Source organism: Caballeronia sp. ATUFL_F2_KS9A, from assembly GCF_023630765.1.
GTDB lineage: Bacteria > Pseudomonadota > Gammaproteobacteria > Burkholderiales > Burkholderiaceae > Caballeronia > Caballeronia zhejiangensis.
Map to the genome: position 1 here is coordinate 55243 of NZ_JALQEK010000004.1, position 14032 is coordinate 69274.

General features: G+C 62.4%; 11 protein-coding genes. 7 read left to right on the forward strand and 4 right to left on the reverse strand.

Going from position 1 to position 14032, the window contains the following annotated elements; genetic code table 11:
• The first annotated feature begins 7 nt into the window (after positions 1 to 7).
• The 3 genes from NCS67_RS05945 to NCS67_RS05955 all read left to right on the forward strand — a co-directional run bounded on the left by NCS67_RS05945 (position 8) and on the right by NCS67_RS05955 (position 4558).
• A complete protein-coding gene (locus NCS67_RS05945) occupies positions 8 to 1330 on the forward strand; it encodes a homoserine dehydrogenase (protein ID WP_008349813.1) in 1323 nt (440 codons plus the stop codon).
• Between the two features lie 11 nt (positions 1331 to 1341).
• The gene (gene thrC / locus NCS67_RS05950) at positions 1342 to 2787 is read left to right on the forward strand and encodes a threonine synthase (RefSeq protein ID WP_250434661.1); all 1446 of its coding nucleotides are present in this window, start codon (positions 1342 to 1344) and stop codon (positions 2785 to 2787) included.
• A gap of 178 nt (positions 2788 to 2965) precedes the next feature.
• Positions 2966 to 4558 carry an ABC-F family ATPase gene (locus NCS67_RS05955; protein ID WP_008349811.1) on the forward strand — a complete coding sequence of 531 codons (1593 nt, stop codon included), beginning with the start codon at positions 2966 to 2968 and terminating at the stop codon, positions 4556 to 4558.
• Positions 4559 to 4627: 69 nt separating this feature from the next.
• Here the strand turns inward: NCS67_RS05955 and NCS67_RS05960 are convergent, their stop codons facing one another.
• The 3 genes from NCS67_RS05960 to NCS67_RS05970 form a co-directional block, all read right to left on the reverse strand.
• Positions 4628 to 4831, reverse strand: a complete 204-nt coding sequence (locus NCS67_RS05960; protein ID WP_008349809.1) for a DUF1289 domain-containing protein — start codon at positions 4829 to 4831, stop codon at positions 4628 to 4630.
• Between the two features lie 73 nt (positions 4832 to 4904).
• Positions 4905 to 6122 (reverse strand): phospholipase A, encoded by a 1218-nt coding sequence (locus tag NCS67_RS05965; protein ID WP_250434662.1) that lies wholly within the window; start codon positions 6120 to 6122, stop codon positions 4905 to 4907.
• Positions 6123 to 6290: 168 nt separating this feature from the next.
• Positions 6291 to 7628 carry an Nramp family divalent metal transporter gene (locus NCS67_RS05970; protein WP_250434663.1) on the reverse strand — a complete coding sequence of 446 codons (1338 nt, stop codon included), beginning with the start codon at positions 7626 to 7628 and terminating at the stop codon, positions 6291 to 6293.
• Between the two features lie 552 nt (positions 7629 to 8180).
• Between NCS67_RS05970 and NCS67_RS05975 the strand changes: the two genes are divergently transcribed.
• From NCS67_RS05975 to NCS67_RS05990, 4 genes are all read left to right on the forward strand, one after another.
• Positions 8181 to 9296, forward strand: coding sequence for a polyamine ABC transporter substrate-binding protein (locus NCS67_RS05975; RefSeq protein WP_008349802.1), 1116 nt, complete (start codon positions 8181 to 8183; stop codon positions 9294 to 9296).
• 129 nt (positions 9297 to 9425) lie between these two features.
• Entirely contained in the window at positions 9426 to 10598 is a 1173-nt protein-coding gene (locus NCS67_RS05980; RefSeq protein WP_250434664.1) for an ABC transporter ATP-binding protein, read from the forward strand.
• Positions 10595 to 11503 carry an ABC transporter permease subunit gene (locus NCS67_RS05985; protein WP_033536118.1) on the forward strand — a complete coding sequence of 303 codons (909 nt, stop codon included), beginning with the start codon at positions 10595 to 10597 and terminating at the stop codon, positions 11501 to 11503. Before NCS67_RS05980 ends, NCS67_RS05985 begins: the two co-directional genes overlap by 4 nt.
• Complete coding sequence (locus tag NCS67_RS05990; protein WP_033536119.1) at positions 11503 to 12318, forward strand: ABC transporter permease subunit; 816 nt, start codon at positions 11503 to 11505, stop codon at positions 12316 to 12318. Before NCS67_RS05985 ends, NCS67_RS05990 begins: the two co-directional genes overlap by 1 nt.
• A 107-nt stretch (positions 12319 to 12425) precedes the next feature.
• On the opposite strand, the gene NCS67_RS05995 is transcribed toward NCS67_RS05990, so the two are convergent.
• Positions 12426 to 14006: an NHL repeat-containing protein gene (locus NCS67_RS05995; RefSeq protein ID WP_250434665.1), complete on the reverse strand. Its 1581-nt coding sequence runs from the start codon at positions 14004 to 14006 to the stop codon at positions 12426 to 12428.
• Positions 14007 to 14032: the final 26 nt, after the last annotated feature.

Genomic DNA, 14032 nt, shown 5'->3' on the forward strand with positions numbered 1-14032 from the left:
GCGCTGCATGGAACCGATCAAAGTAGGACTCTTGGGCTTCGGCACGGTCGGCAGCGGCACCTTCACGGTGCTGCGCCGTAACCAGGAAGAAATCAAACGACGCGCGGGACGCGGCATCGAAATTTCGCGCGTCGCCGTGCGTACGACGGCGAAGGCCGAAGCGGCGAAGCAGGAAGGCATCGCGGTGACGGACGACTTCAACGCTGTCGTCGACGATCCTTCCATCGCCATCGTGTGCGAAATGATCGGCGGCACGGGCTTCGCGCGCGAACTGGTGCTGCGCGCGATCGCGAACGGCAAGCATGTCGTGACGGCCAACAAGGCGCTGCTCGCGGTGCACGGCACGGAAATTTTCGAGGCCGCGCGCGCGAAGGGCGTGATGGTCGCGTTCGAGGCCGCGGTGGCGGGCGGCATTCCGATCATCAAGGCGCTGCGCGAAGGGCTGACGGCGAACCGCATCGAGTACATCGCGGGCATCATCAACGGCACGACGAACTACATTCTTTCGGAAATGCGTGACCGCGGGCTCGACTTCGCGACCGCATTGAAGGCCGCGCAGGAACTGGGTTACGCCGAAGCCGATCCGACTTTCGACATCGAAGGCGTCGATGCCGCGCACAAGGTCACGATCATGAGCGCAATCGCGTTCGGCGTGCCGGTGCAGTTCGATCGCGCGTATGTGGAAGGCATCAGCAAGCTGGCCGCGATCGACATTCGCTACGCGGAAGATCTCGGCTATCGCATCAAGCTGCTCGGCATCGCGCGGCGCTCGGAGAAGGGCATCGAGCTGCGCACGCATCCGACGCTCGTTCCGGCCAAGCGCCTGCTCGCCAATGTGGAAGGCGCGATGAACGCGGTCGTCGTGCACGGCGACGCGGTCGGCACGACGCTCTACTACGGCAAGGGCGCGGGCGCGGAGCCGACGGCGTCCGCCGTGGTCGCCGATCTCGTCGACGTGACGCGCCTGCATACGGCCGATCCCGAGCATCGCGTGCCGCATCTGGCGTTCCAGCCGGACAGCCTGTCGAACACGCCAATCCTGCCGATCGACGAAGTGACGAGCGGCTACTACTTGCGCCTGCGCGTCGCGGACGTGACGGGCGTGCTCGCGAACATCACGCGCATTCTCGCGGACAAGGGCATCTCCATCGACGCGCTGCTGCAGAAGGAATCGGAAGAAGTCGACGGCGCGAACAAGGGCGAGACCGACATCATCCTCATCACGCACGAGACGCTCGAAAAGAACGTGAACGCGGCGATCGCGCAGATCGAGGCGCTGTCCACGGTCGTCTCGAAGGTGACGAAGCTGCGCATGGAAGCGCTCAACTAAAGGCAAGCACGATGAACTACATTTCGACGCGCGGCGCCGGCACCGACGAACGCCACACGTTCTCCGACATTCTGCTGGGCGGCCTCGCCAAAGACGGCGGCCTGTATCTGCCGACGGAGTATCCGAAAGTCAGCGCCGACGAACTCGCGCGCTGGCGCACGCTGTCGTACGCGGATCTCGCATTCGAAGTGCTGTCGAAGTTCAGCGACGACATTCCTGCCGACGACCTGCGCTCGCTTACGCGCAAGACGTACACCGCGCAGGTGTACAGCAACGTGCGCCACGAAGAGAGCGCGGTTCAGATCACGCCTTTGAAGACGCTCGGCGAGGAAAACGGCACGACGCTGTCGCTGCTGGAACTCTCGAACGGCCCGACGCTCGCCTTCAAGGACATGGCGATGCAACTGCTCGGCAATCTGTTCGAGTACGCACTGGCCAAGCACGGCGATGAATTGAACATCCTCGGTGCGACCTCGGGCGACACCGGCAGCGCCGCCGAATACGCGATGCGCGGCAAGACCGGCGTGCGCGTGTTCATGCTCTCGCCGCACAAGAAGATGAGCGCGTTCCAGACCGCGCAGATGTTCTCGCTGCAGGATCCGAACATCTTCAATCTGGCGGTCGAAGGCAACTTCGATAATTGCCAGGACATCGTCAAGGCCGTGTCGAACGATCACGCGTACAAGGCGAAGCACAAGATCGGCACGGTCAATTCGATCAACTGGGCGCGCGTCGTCGCGCAGGTCGTGTACTACTTCAAAGGCTATTTCGCCGCGACGAAGAGCAACGACGAACGCGTGTCGTTCACGGTGCCCTCGGGCAATTTCGGCAATGTGTGCGCGGGGCACATCGCGCGCATGATGGGCCTGCCGATCGATCAACTCGTCGTCGCGACCAACGAAAACGACGTGCTCGACGAGTTCTTCAAGACCGGCGTGTATCGCGTGCGCGGCGCGGCGGAGACGTATCACACGACGAGCCCGAGCATGGATATCTCGAAGGCGTCGAACTTCGAGCGTTTCGTGTACGACCTGCTCGGACGCGATCCGGCGCGCGTGCTGCAACTGTTCCGCGACGTCGAAGAGAAGGGCGGCTTCGACCTCGCGGTGAGCGGCGATTTCGCGCGCGTGAAGGAATTCGGATTCGTGTCGGGCAAGAGTGGCCACGACGACCGCGTGAAGACGATCCGCGACGTATTCGAGCGCTATCACACGATGATCGACACGCACACCGCCGACGGCGTGAAGGTCGCGCGCGAAAATCTGAAGCCCGGCGTGCCGATGATCGTCCTCGAAACCGCGCAGCCGATCAAATTCGGCGAGACGATCCGCGAGGCGCTCAATCGCGAGCCCGAGCGGCCGGCTGCGTTCGTCGGACTTGAAAAACTGCCACAAAGGTTCGATATCGTTCCTGCCGATGCTGGCGTCGTGAAGGCGTTCATCGCCGAGCGCACGTAACACGATCGTCATCGGGATGAACGGGGCGCGGCTGCACGGCCGCGCCCCGTTTTTCATGATGCGGCACGAAATCCGCCGCCGGAGCCAGCTTGGCAGAATCGCCGCTCGCGGGCAAAAGCCCGCCAAAAGCTGTTAAAATCTCAGGTTTTTCGTCGTACCCCATTCAAAAGGACGCGCCGTGCTGTCTACCGCCAATATCACCATGCAATTCGGGCCCAAGCCCCTCTTCGAGAACATCTCGGTCAAGTTCGGCGAAGGCAACCGCTATGGCTTGATCGGCGCCAACGGCTGCGGCAAGTCGACCTTCATGAAGATCCTGGGCGGCGATCTCGAGCCGTCCTCGGGCAACGTCATGCTGGAGCCGAACGTGCGTCTCGGTAAATTGCGCCAGGACCAGTTCGCGTACGAAGACATGCGCGTACTCGACGTCGTCATGATGGGTCACACCGAAATGTGGGCCGCGATGACCGAGCGCGACGCGATCTACGCCAACCCCGACGCCACCGACGACGACTACATGCGCGCCGCCGACCTCGAAGCCAAGTTCGCCGAATACGACGGCTACACGGCCGAAGCGCGCGCGGGCGAACTGCTGCTCGGCATCGGCATCAACATCAACGATCACAATGGCCCGATGAGCAACGTCGCGCCGGGCTGGAAGCTGCGAGTGCTGCTCGCGCAGGCGCTGTTCTCGAAGCCCGACGTGCTGCTGCTCGACGAGCCGACCAACAACCTCGACATCAACTCGATCCGTTGGCTGGAAGACGTGCTGAACCAGTACAACTCGACGATGATCATCATCTCCCACGATCGGCACTTTCTGAACCAGGTCTGCACGCACATGGCGGACATGGACTACGGCACGCTGAAGGTCTGGCCGGGCAATTACGACGACTACATGCTGGCGTCGACGCAGGCGCGCGAGCGTCAGCAGGCCGCGAACCAGAAGGCGAAGGAGCGCGTGGCCGACCTGCAGGACTTCGTGCGCCGCTTCTCGGCGAACAAGTCGAAGGCGCGTCAGGCGACCAGCCGTCTGAAGATGATCGACAAGATCAAGATCGAGGAATTCAAGCCGTCGTCGCGTCAGAATCCGTTCATCCGCTTCGAGTACGAGAAGAAGCTGCACAACATCGCGGTGGTCGCGGAGGAAATCACGAAGAAGTACGACCGCACGATCTTCCAGAACTTTTCGCTCTCGGTGCAGCCGGGCGAGCGTATCGCGATCATCGGCGAGAACGGCGCGGGTAAGACCACGCTGCTCAAGTCGCTCAAGGGCGCGCTCGAACTCGATCACGGCACGGTGAAGTGGGCGGAAAACGCCAACGTCGGCTATATGCCGCAGGACACGTACGAAGAGTTTCCGAAGGACGAGACGCTGACCGAGTGGATCGACCAGTATCGCAAGGAGGGCGACGACGAGCAGATGATGCGCGGCACGCTCGGCCGTCTGCTCTTCAACGCGGACGATATCAAGAAGAACGTGAAGGTGCTGTCGGGCGGCGAAAAGGGCCGCATGATCTGGGGCAAGCTGATGCTCGGCCGCCACAACGTTCTGCTGATGGACGAGCCGACCAACCACATGGACATGGAGTCGATCGAGTCGCTGCAGATCGCGCTGGAGAAGTTCGAAGGCACGCTGATCTTCGTGTCGCACGACCGCGAGTTCGTGAGCGGGCTGGCGAATCGCATCATCGAAGTGAAGACGGATGGCACGCTGCGCGACTTCGGCGGGAATTACGAAGATTTTCTGGCGAGCCAGGGGATTCAGTAATCACCGGCTTCGCGCTCGCGCTGAAACAAGCGGCCCGCCTCGAAAGAGCGGGCCGTTTTTACATTCCGGTCAAAGCCTGTCGTTGCGAAACCGCATCGCCGTTCCTTCGCGCGTAATGCGCTCCCAGATCGCGCGTTTTTCGTCGTCGTTCAGAAACACCCAGTTGGACACTTCGCCGGCCGTGCGGCCGCAGCCTTTGCAGACGTCGTCGAAGAGCGTGGAGCACACGCCGATGCAGGGGCTATCAGGCAGATCGTGAAGATTCGAAGACATTGGGCTAGCTCGTGACCGCATCGGCGCCGAACAAAAGAGGGCGGCAACGCGGCATTCAAAATCGTAAAAAAACTCAACGCGCGATACTGTAGCCTATCCGCGCGATCCAGTGATGCCGCTGGTTGTAATCGAGGATGTCCTCGCCGTACCCGTTGAAGTAGCTCACGAACAGATAGCCGCCCCACGCGCTGCCGATCAGCTTCGCGAGCGGATAGGTCAACTGCGATTCCACGCTGCCGTACCAGTGCTTCGAGCCTTTGCGTAATGTCGTCGCGAGTTGCCAGCCGTCCGGGCTGCCGTATTTCACGAGGAAATCGACGTAGCCGCGATAATCCGCGATGTCCTCGTTGCCCGCCTTCGACAGGTAGTAATAGAACTTCGGCGAGAGCGTCAGGTGATTGCCGTTCAGATCGCCGATATCCCATGTCGGGCGCACGAACGCGATGTTGATCGAGCGCGATTCGTCGCCGCTCTTGCCGTTCGATTCATGCCCGATGCCCGCCGCGACGCCCATGCGCGTGAAGAGCGCGCTTTTCCAGCCAGTGTCCTCCACGTAATAGAACAGTTGCGGCTGAAAGCTGATGTCGCGAAACGGCACCGATTCGGCCGAGAGATTCCATATGGCCGTCTGCGTGTAGCCGAAATAGAGGTTGTCGAGGAAGCCGCGCGAGCGGGGATCGTCAGGCAGATGCAGGCGATATTTGAAGCTGAACTGGAATTTCGCGAGATTGTCGCCGTTTTTGCCATCCGCGAAATAGATCGGCTCGAACGTCGAGAAGCGGCCCGAGAGCAACGTGTCCGTGCTGGACGCCGGTTGGACGGCGGTATTCGCCGCGGCCGCCGCGACGGCGAGTTGGCCGGGCGTCGTCGCTTGCGACTCGGCCTTCTCCGCGGCGGCGACCTCGGTCTGCGTATCGCTGCGATTGAGCGTGACGAGCATCGGCGAAGCATCGAAGCCGACCGGATCGATCTTCACCGTGCCGCGCGCCGAATCGGGCCACGGCGCCGAAAAACGCACGCGGCGATACTGGCCGGGCGCAAGGCGCAGACGGTCCGGCACTGTCGGATCGCGCTCGAGCGTGAGCGGCGCCGGCGGCAAATCGCCATTGGTCAGATTCACGGTCAGTTGCTTCGGGACATCGACGGTCAGGGGTTTCGCGTCATCGTCGGTATAGAGGAGCGTCAGTTCGAGCGGTTGCGAGGCGGCGGCTTCGCGCGCGGGTTGCAGCACCGCGACGGTCGCGTGCGTAGCGCCGCTTGTGCAAAGGCCGGCAAGAAGAAGCGCGAACATGCGTGCGCGGCCGGCAGAGCGGCGGGAATTTTTCAGCGAAATCGATCGTGGGCCGTGGGCCATGTAGTTCGTGTCCTGTTGGAGCGGGGCGGGCATCAGGACAGTCTGACAGCGCGAGCCGCGCCGCGATCCCGACATTCCAGACGAAATGGCATCGAAACCGGTGCGTCAGGCCGAAAACACCGCCTGCCAGAGCATCGCGCCGTTCAGCGCGACGATCACGCCCGCGCACATCCACGCCAGCGCCAGCGGCACGCGCGCGACGCGCCAGCGGCCCATCAGCGCGGCATCGGAGGCGAAGCGCACGAGTGGAATCACGGCGAGCGGCAATTGCAGGCTCAAGACGACTTGCGTCGCGACGAGGAGCGCGTTCGAACCATGCTGGCCGAAACTTCCGACCGCGACGAGCGCCGGACCGATCGCGAGCCCGCGCGTCAGGAGCGCCCGCGCCCAGCGCGCCATCTTGAGGCGCAGGAAGCCTTCCATCACCGCCTGGCCGGCGAGCGTGCCCGTGACCGTCGCGTTCAGGCCGCACGCGAGCAGCGCGGCGGCGAACACGACGCCCGCCCAATGACTGCCGACGAGCGGCGCAATGAGACGGTGGGCGTCGGCGAGATCGTTCACACCGGTGTGGCCGTTCGCGTGGAAGACGGCGGCCGCGACGATCAGTAACGACGCGTTGACGATGAACGCAAGCCCGAGCGAGCCGAACGTATCGATGTTCACGCCACGAAGCGCGCGCCCGATGGTCGCGTCGTCGCGCGCGCTCGCGTGCTCCTTGACGAGCGCGGAGTGCAGGTAAAGGTTGTGCGGCATCACGGTCGCGCCGAGCACGCCGGCGGCGAGCCAGAGCATGCCGGCATCGCGGACGAGTTCGCGCGACGGCGCGAGCCCGCGCAGCGCATCGCCCCAGACCGGATGCGCCAGCGCGAGTTCGATGACGAAGCACAAACTCACGAGAAAGATGAGCGTCGATACCGCCCGCTGCAGGGTCCGCTTGCCGCGGTTTTGCAGCGCGAGCATCGCGAAGGTTCCGACCGCCGAAACCAGCACGCCGGCCGTGAGCGAGAGGCCGAAGAGCATTTGCAGCGCAACCGCGCTGCCGACGACTTCCGCGACGTCGCACGCGATGATCGCGATTTCGCACGCGATCCACAGAACGAGCGTCGTACGGCGGCTGTAGCGTTCGCGGCACAGTTGCGCGAGGTCGCGCCCGGTCACGACGCCCACGCGCGACGCGACCCATTGCAGCAGCATCCCCATCAGGCTCGCGAGCAGGACGACGAAAAGCAGCGAGTAACCGTAGCGCGCGCCGCTCGCGAGCGCCGTCGCCCAGTTGCCGGGATCCATGTAGCCGACAGCGACGAGCGCGCCCGCGCCGGCGAACGAATACCAGTGTCTGCGCGGACGCGGCGCGCGCTCCCGATCTTCACGGGTCGCCACGGGCGACTGCGCGTCGGATTTCGCGGCTGACGGCCGGGCGAGCGCGGAGGGATTGGTATTCATGCGGGAGGCGGCCTCGAATAGCGTTGCAACGGTGCGCGTTGCCGGTTCAGAAGACGCCGCTTTTCGCGGCGCACGTCGAATTGGCTCGCAACAACTGTTCCGCTGGCTATTCGTCAGGCTTGCCCCGTGTCGGCCGCGCTCGTGCGAGTCAACGAAACGACGAAGAAACGACTCGCAAAACGGCGGGCGCAAGGGGACGCAGGCGACCGACCACGAATAATGACATTGCATCGGGCTTACGCCTGCGTGTCACTTTGACGAGTGTGGGTTTATCACGTGCCGCGGCAGCGGATTAGGGGCTAAAATGCGCGCTCTTTCCGGCTGTCGGCGCGCGGCGCTAAGCCGGGCAGAGCCCCGCGCGGCAAGACCGTCGCCGCGTGACGCAAGGGCGTGTACATTTTGCGCGACAAGCGGCGGATTATTTTTTGTCGCGTCCGCGTTTAATGGTAGTTTTCGGGGTTTTAGGGGAGTCGCGGGTCGCTCGGCGATGCGAAAATGCGCCGGGTCCGGGCGGCACGACGTCGTGACAAGTCGGAACAAGGGAGAATCGAAATGAACGAGAAACTGGCGAGCCGCACGGCCAAGCTGGCGGGCGCCCTGGCATGCGCCGCGATGTTGACTCCGCTCGCGGCCTTCGCGAAAGACACGCAGTTGAACGTGTACAACTGGTCGGACTATATCGCGAAGGACACGATTCCCAACTTCACCAAGCAGACCGGCATCAAGGTGAAGTACGACAACTACGACAGCGACGACACCCTGCAGGCCAAGCTCCTGACCGGCCGTTCCGGCTATGACATCGTCGTGCCGACCAGCAATTACGCCGGCAAGCAGATCGCCGCGAACATCTTCGCGCCGCTCGACAAGTCGAAGCTGCCGAACCTCAAATATCTCGATCCCGACCTGATGAAGCTCGTCGAGGGCGCGGATCCGGGCAATAAATACACGGTGCCCTGGGCGTACGGCACGACGGGCCTCGGCTACAACGTCGACAAGGCGAAGCAGATCCTCGGCGCGAACGCCGAACTGAACAACTGGGACATCCTTTTCAAGCCCGAGAACATCTCGAAGCTGAAGGCGTGCGGCGTCTCGGTGCTCGACGCGCCGGACCAGATGTTCGCGGCCGCGCTGCATTACATCGGCAAGGATCCGATGAGCACGAACCCGGCCGATTATCGCGAAGCGCTCGCGATGATGAAGAAAATCCGTCCGTACATCACGCAGTTCAACTCGTCGGGCTACATCAACGACATGGTCGGCGGCGATATCTGCTTCACCTACGGCTGGTCGGGCGACGTCGTGATCGCGAAGCATCGCGCCGTCGATGCGAAGAAGCCGTTCAAGATCGAGTACTACATTCCGAAGGGCGGCGCGCCCGTGTGGTTCGACGTGATGGCGATTCCGAAGGACGCCAAGAACAAGGACGCGGCGCACGAGTGGATCAACTACATCGAGACGCCGCAGGTTCACGCCGCGATCACCAACGCCGTGTACTACCCGAGCGCAAATCTCGAAGCGCGCAAGTACGTGGATAAGGACGTCGCGAACGATCCGGCCGTGTATCCGCCGCAGGATGTCATCAAGACGCTGTTCCTGCTGAAGCCGCTGCCGCCGGAAATCCAGCGCCTGCAGACGCGGCTCTGGACGGAATTCAAGTCCGGCCGATGAATCCGATAAGCCGGTTATTCTTTTGAAACGACGAAGCCCCTGGACCTCCGGGGGCTTTGTTCGTGATCGCATCGCGTGGCGGGGCGAGTCACGAAAGACGCATGGAAGCAAGGAGTCGAACAGGCAATCATGAGTGAGCAGTCGAGCGCGTTGAAGGCAGCGCCTAATTCCGGCCGGCGCGAGCCGGGCAGTTTCCCATCGGTCTCGAGCACGGACGACAGCTTCGTGCAGATCGTCGATGTCGTGAAGAAGTTCGGCGAGACGACGGCCGTGCGGGGCGTCAACCTGTCGGTGAAGAAGGGCGAGCTGTTCGCGCTGCTGGGCAGCTCGGGCTGCGGCAAGTCGACTCTTTTGCGCATGCTCGCCGGACTCGAATCGGTGACCGAAGGGCAGATTCTGATCGACGGGGAAGACCTCGCCAAGATGCCGCCGTACAACCGGCCGGTCAACATGATGTTCCAGTCCTACGCGCTCTTTCCGCACATGAGCGTGGAATCGAACGTCGCGTTCGGGCTGAAGCAGGAAGGCGTAAAGGGCGGCGAGCTGAAGGACCGCGTCCACAACGCGCTCGAACTCGTGCAGATGGCGAAGTTCGCCAAGCGCAAGCCGCACCAGTTGTCGGGTGGTCAGCAGCAGCGCGTCGCGCTCGCGCGCAGCCTCGTCAAGCGACCTAAGCTGCTTCTGCTCGACGAGCCGATGTCCGCGCTCGACAAACAGATTCGCCAGCGCACGCAGATCGAGCTCGTCAATATTCTCGATACGGTGAGCGTCACCTGCATCATGGTGACGCACGATCAGGAAGAAGCGATGACGATGGCCAATCGCATCGCCGTGATGAGCGAAGGGCAGATCGTGCAGCTCGGCACGCCGCACGAAGTCTATGAGTATCCGAATAGCCGCTTCTCCGCGCAGTTCATCGGCTCGACCAATCTCTTCGACGGCAATGTCATCGAGGACGAGCCGGATCACATCTTCGTCGAATCGCCGGACCTTCCGGTGCGGCTCTATGTGAGCCACGGCATCACCGGGCCGCTCGGCATGCCGGTGACGATATCCGTGCGTCCCGAACGCATCGCGCTCACGCGCAAGCCGCCCGAAGGCACCTACAACTGGGGCCGCGGCAAGGTGACGAACATCGCGTACATGGGCGGCTACACGCTCTATCACGTGACGCTCGATTCCGGCAAGGTCGTGGTCGCGAACCTGTCGAGCCTCGCGATCGGCGAGATCGATTCGCCCACGTTCGACGACGAAGTCTACGTGCGCTGGAGCGCGTCGGCGGGCGTGGTGCTGACCGCATGATGACGAACTGGCTCAAGCGCATCGGCGTTTCCGGACGCACGCTCGTCATCGGCGGTCCTTATCTGTGGCTCCTGCTGCTGTTCTTCGTGCCGTTCCTGCTCGTCGTGAAGATCAGCTTCGCGGACAGCCAGCTCGGCATTCCGCCGTACACGGATCTCGTGACGATGGAAGAGGGCGTGATGCATATCGCGCTCGACTTCGCGCACTACGCGTTCCTCGTCAAGGACAGCCTGTACTTCGCGACCTACATGAACTCGCTGCTGGTCGCGGCGGTATCGACGGTGCTGTGCCTCCTGATCGGCTATCCGATGGCGTATTACATCGCCCGTTCGAATCCGGCCACGCGCAACATCCTGATGATGGCCGTGATGCTGCCGTTCTGGACGTCGTTCCTCATTCGCGTGTACGCGTGGATCGGCATTCTGAAGAACAACGGCCTGCTCAATAACTTCCTGATTTCGATCGGCCTGCTGCATTCGCCGATCGAGCTGTATCACACGAACATCGCGGTATATATCGGCATGGTGTATTCGTATTTGCCGTTTCTCGTGATGCCGCTTTACGCGCATCTCGTGAAGATGGATCTGACTTTGCTCGAAGCGGCCTACGATCTCGGCGCGAAGCCGTGGAAGGCGTTCGTGCAGATCACGTTGCCGCTGTCGAAGAACGGCATCATCGCGGGCTGCCTGCTCGTGTTCATTCCGGCGGTGGGCGAGTACGTGATTCCCGAACTGCTCGGCGGCGCGGACACGCTGATGATCGGCCGCGTCATGTGGAACGAGTTCTTCAACAACGCCGACTGGCCGATGGCTTCCGCCGTCACTTGCGCGATGGTCCTCTTGCTGCTCGTGCCGATGGCGCTTTTCCAGCACTTCCAGGCGAAGCAACTGGAGGAAAAGCGATGATCAAGGTCAGCCGTCCGTTGCAAATCACCGCGCTCGGACTCGGGTTCGCGTTCCTCTATATACCGATCCTGAGTCTCATCGTCTATTCGTTCAACGATTCGCCGCTCGTCACCGTCTGGACCGAGCCGTCGCTCAAGTGGTATCGCGCGCTCGTCACCGACGACGAACTGATCAACGCGGCGTGGCTGTCGTTGCGCATCGCGTTTTTCACGGCGTGCGCGTCGGTCGTCATCGGCACGTGGGCGGGCTTCGTGCTCGCGCGCATGGGGCGCTTCAAGGGCTTCACGCTCTACGCGGGCATGATCAACGCGCCGCTCGTGATTCCCGAAGTCATTCAGGGCATTTCGCTGCTGCTGTTGTTCGTCGAAATGGCGAAGCTCATCGGATGGCCGGATCGCGGATTCTTCACGATCTGGATCGGACACGTCATGTTGTGCATCTCATATGTGGCGATCATCGTGGAATCGCGGGTGCGGGAGCTGAATCCTTCGCTGGAGGAGGCCGCGCTCGATCTCGGCGCGACGCCGCTGCGCGTGTTCTTCTCGATCACGCTGCCGCTGATCTCGCAGGCGCTCGTCGCCGGTTGGCTGCTGTCGTTCACGCTTTCGATCGACGATCTCGTGCTGTCGGCGTTCCTGTCCGGTCCCGGTTCGACGACATTGCCGCTCGTCGTGTTCTCGCGCGTGCGTCTTGGCTTGAATCCGGAGATGAACGCGCTCGCGACTTTGTTCATCGCGCTCGTGACGGTCGGCGTGATCGCGGCGAACGTCTTCATGCTGCGCAGCGAACGGAGAAAGCTCGCAACGGTGATGTGACGTCAAGTGGCCGGACGCAAAAAGCGCGTCCGGCACGACGCTGTAAACGCCGAAGGGCCATCGCGATGTTCAGTCGCGATGGCCCTTCTTGCATCAAGACGCGCCGCTTACTTCGCTGCTGCGTCCTTCAGAACGACGCGCGTCGGACCGCCGATGCTATTCATGAGCAGGTCTCCGTTGGACATGTACTGGATGATGGCGTAAGCGCCGTTGCCCAGATTGCTCTGCCCGAACGACACGCGATGCACGGTCTTGCCGGTGTTCCAGTCCATGCCGGTGATTTCCCAACCCGTCTTCGGATAGTAGCCGTTCACGAACACCATGTTCGACGCCGAACTCGTGCTCGGCACCATGCTGATGGAAACGACGTCGTCACGCGTCCAGACCGAGCGCCATGCGTGCTTCTTCGGATCCCATTCGAGACGCTCGGCACCCGAGGCCGGCTTGTTGACCGGACCGAGCGACAGCACGTCGACGAGCTTGTCCGGATGGCCCTTCTCGGCAACGTTGTTGACGACGAACGCGCCGTAGCCGTTCACGACCACCGACTGTTCGCTCTGGACGAACTTCGGCGGATGCTTGAGTCCGGCCGTGATGCCGATCTGACCGGCGATGCGCGGCGACTTCGTACCCGGAATCTGCTTCCAGCCCGCGGGCATCTGGTCGCGCCAGAACGCGACGAGGTGCATGCGGTTCGCGCCGTCCGTGATGACCACGAGCTTGTCCTGGTCGTCGCCGAAGCCCATGAGCGTGGGCGTGGAGCCGGTGCCGTCGCCGAACTTGACTGCGGGCGGCTGATCGCCGTGCTCGTATTCGGCCTTCCATGCGCCGTCTGCTTCGTCTTCCGAGAGCTTCGTGCCGGTCCAAACGACCTTATGCATCACGCGATTCGACGCAATGTAGATCCCGCCTTTCTGATCGATCGCGAACGAGTTGCTCACGAATTCGCCCGGCGCAAAGCGGATCGTCTGCGGCTGGCCTTCGAGCGAACGGTCGAACACGCTGATCGACACGTTCGATGCCACGACGAACTTGCCGTCGTACGTGACACCCGTGCCGACGAGATGCGCCTTGCCGACGATCGGTTTCATGTCGATCGTCTTGATGACCTTGATGCCGGCGGCCGGATTCTTTTCGTCCACGAGACCGAACATGCTGATGTTGCCGTCCGAATCGTTGTAGTAGACATGATTATCCTTGTCCACCACCGAGTACACGCCGTTGACGACGCGCGTCCAGTCGAGGCCGTAGGTCTTGAACACTGCGTCTTCGGCCTGCTTGATGTTCGTGTAGCGCTCGCCGAGCACCTTGTCGTGCAGCGCGGCCGGAATGACCTTGTTGCCGGGCGACGGGGCGCGTGCGACTTCCTTGAAGCCGCCGTTCGACACGTCGATATACGTCACGCCTTCGCTGGACACGCCCCACATGTAGTTCGGCGACGTCGACGCGAGCGTCATGATGTTCACCGGACCGGCGACGACGCGCGGCGCCTTGCTGATATCGACGTTGAAGAAGCCGGGCTTGACCGCATACGGAAACGCATCGCTCTGCGACGAATCGAAGTGCGTGATCGAATATTTCTCGGCGGCGAGGAACGGGTTGCGCGGCGGCTGCTTCGCTTCCAGCGCGTGCGCGGTGCCCGCAGCGAACAGCAGCGCGGTTATCGTGCTGACAGAGGTTTTTTTCATGCGTTGCTCCTTCTTCGGGTTGAATT

What these genes read in the sequence shown, in the direction of transcription:
- NCS67_RS05970 (WP_250434663.1), bottom strand. Translation starts at nt 7,628, where the DNA reads ATGAATACCAATCCCTCCGCGCTCGCCCGGCCGTCAGCCGCGAAATCC.
- NCS67_RS05985 (WP_033536118.1), top strand. Translation starts at nt 10,595, where the DNA reads ATGATGACGAACTGGCTCAAGCGCATCGGCGTTTCCGGACGCACGCTC.
- NCS67_RS05945 (WP_008349813.1), top strand. Translation starts at nt 8, where the DNA reads ATGGAACCGATCAAAGTAGGACTCTTGGGCTTCGGCACGGTCGGCAGC.
- thrC (WP_250434661.1), top strand. Translation starts at nt 1,342, where the DNA reads ATGAACTACATTTCGACGCGCGGCGCCGGCACCGACGAACGCCACACG.
- NCS67_RS05975 (WP_008349802.1), top strand. Translation starts at nt 8,181, where the DNA reads ATGAACGAGAAACTGGCGAGCCGCACGGCCAAGCTGGCGGGCGCCCTG.
- NCS67_RS05980 (WP_250434664.1), top strand. Translation starts at nt 9,426, where the DNA reads ATGAGTGAGCAGTCGAGCGCGTTGAAGGCAGCGCCTAATTCCGGCCGG.
- NCS67_RS05965 (WP_250434662.1), bottom strand. Translation starts at nt 6,122, where the DNA reads ATGTTCGCGCTTCTTCTTGCCGGCCTTTGCACAAGCGGCGCTACGCAC.
- NCS67_RS05960 (WP_008349809.1), bottom strand. Translation starts at nt 4,831, where the DNA reads ATGTCTTCGAATCTTCACGATCTGCCTGATAGCCCCTGCATCGGCGTG.
- NCS67_RS05995 (WP_250434665.1), bottom strand. Translation starts at nt 14,006, where the DNA reads ATGAAAAAAACCTCTGTCAGCACGATAACCGCGCTGCTGTTCGCTGCG.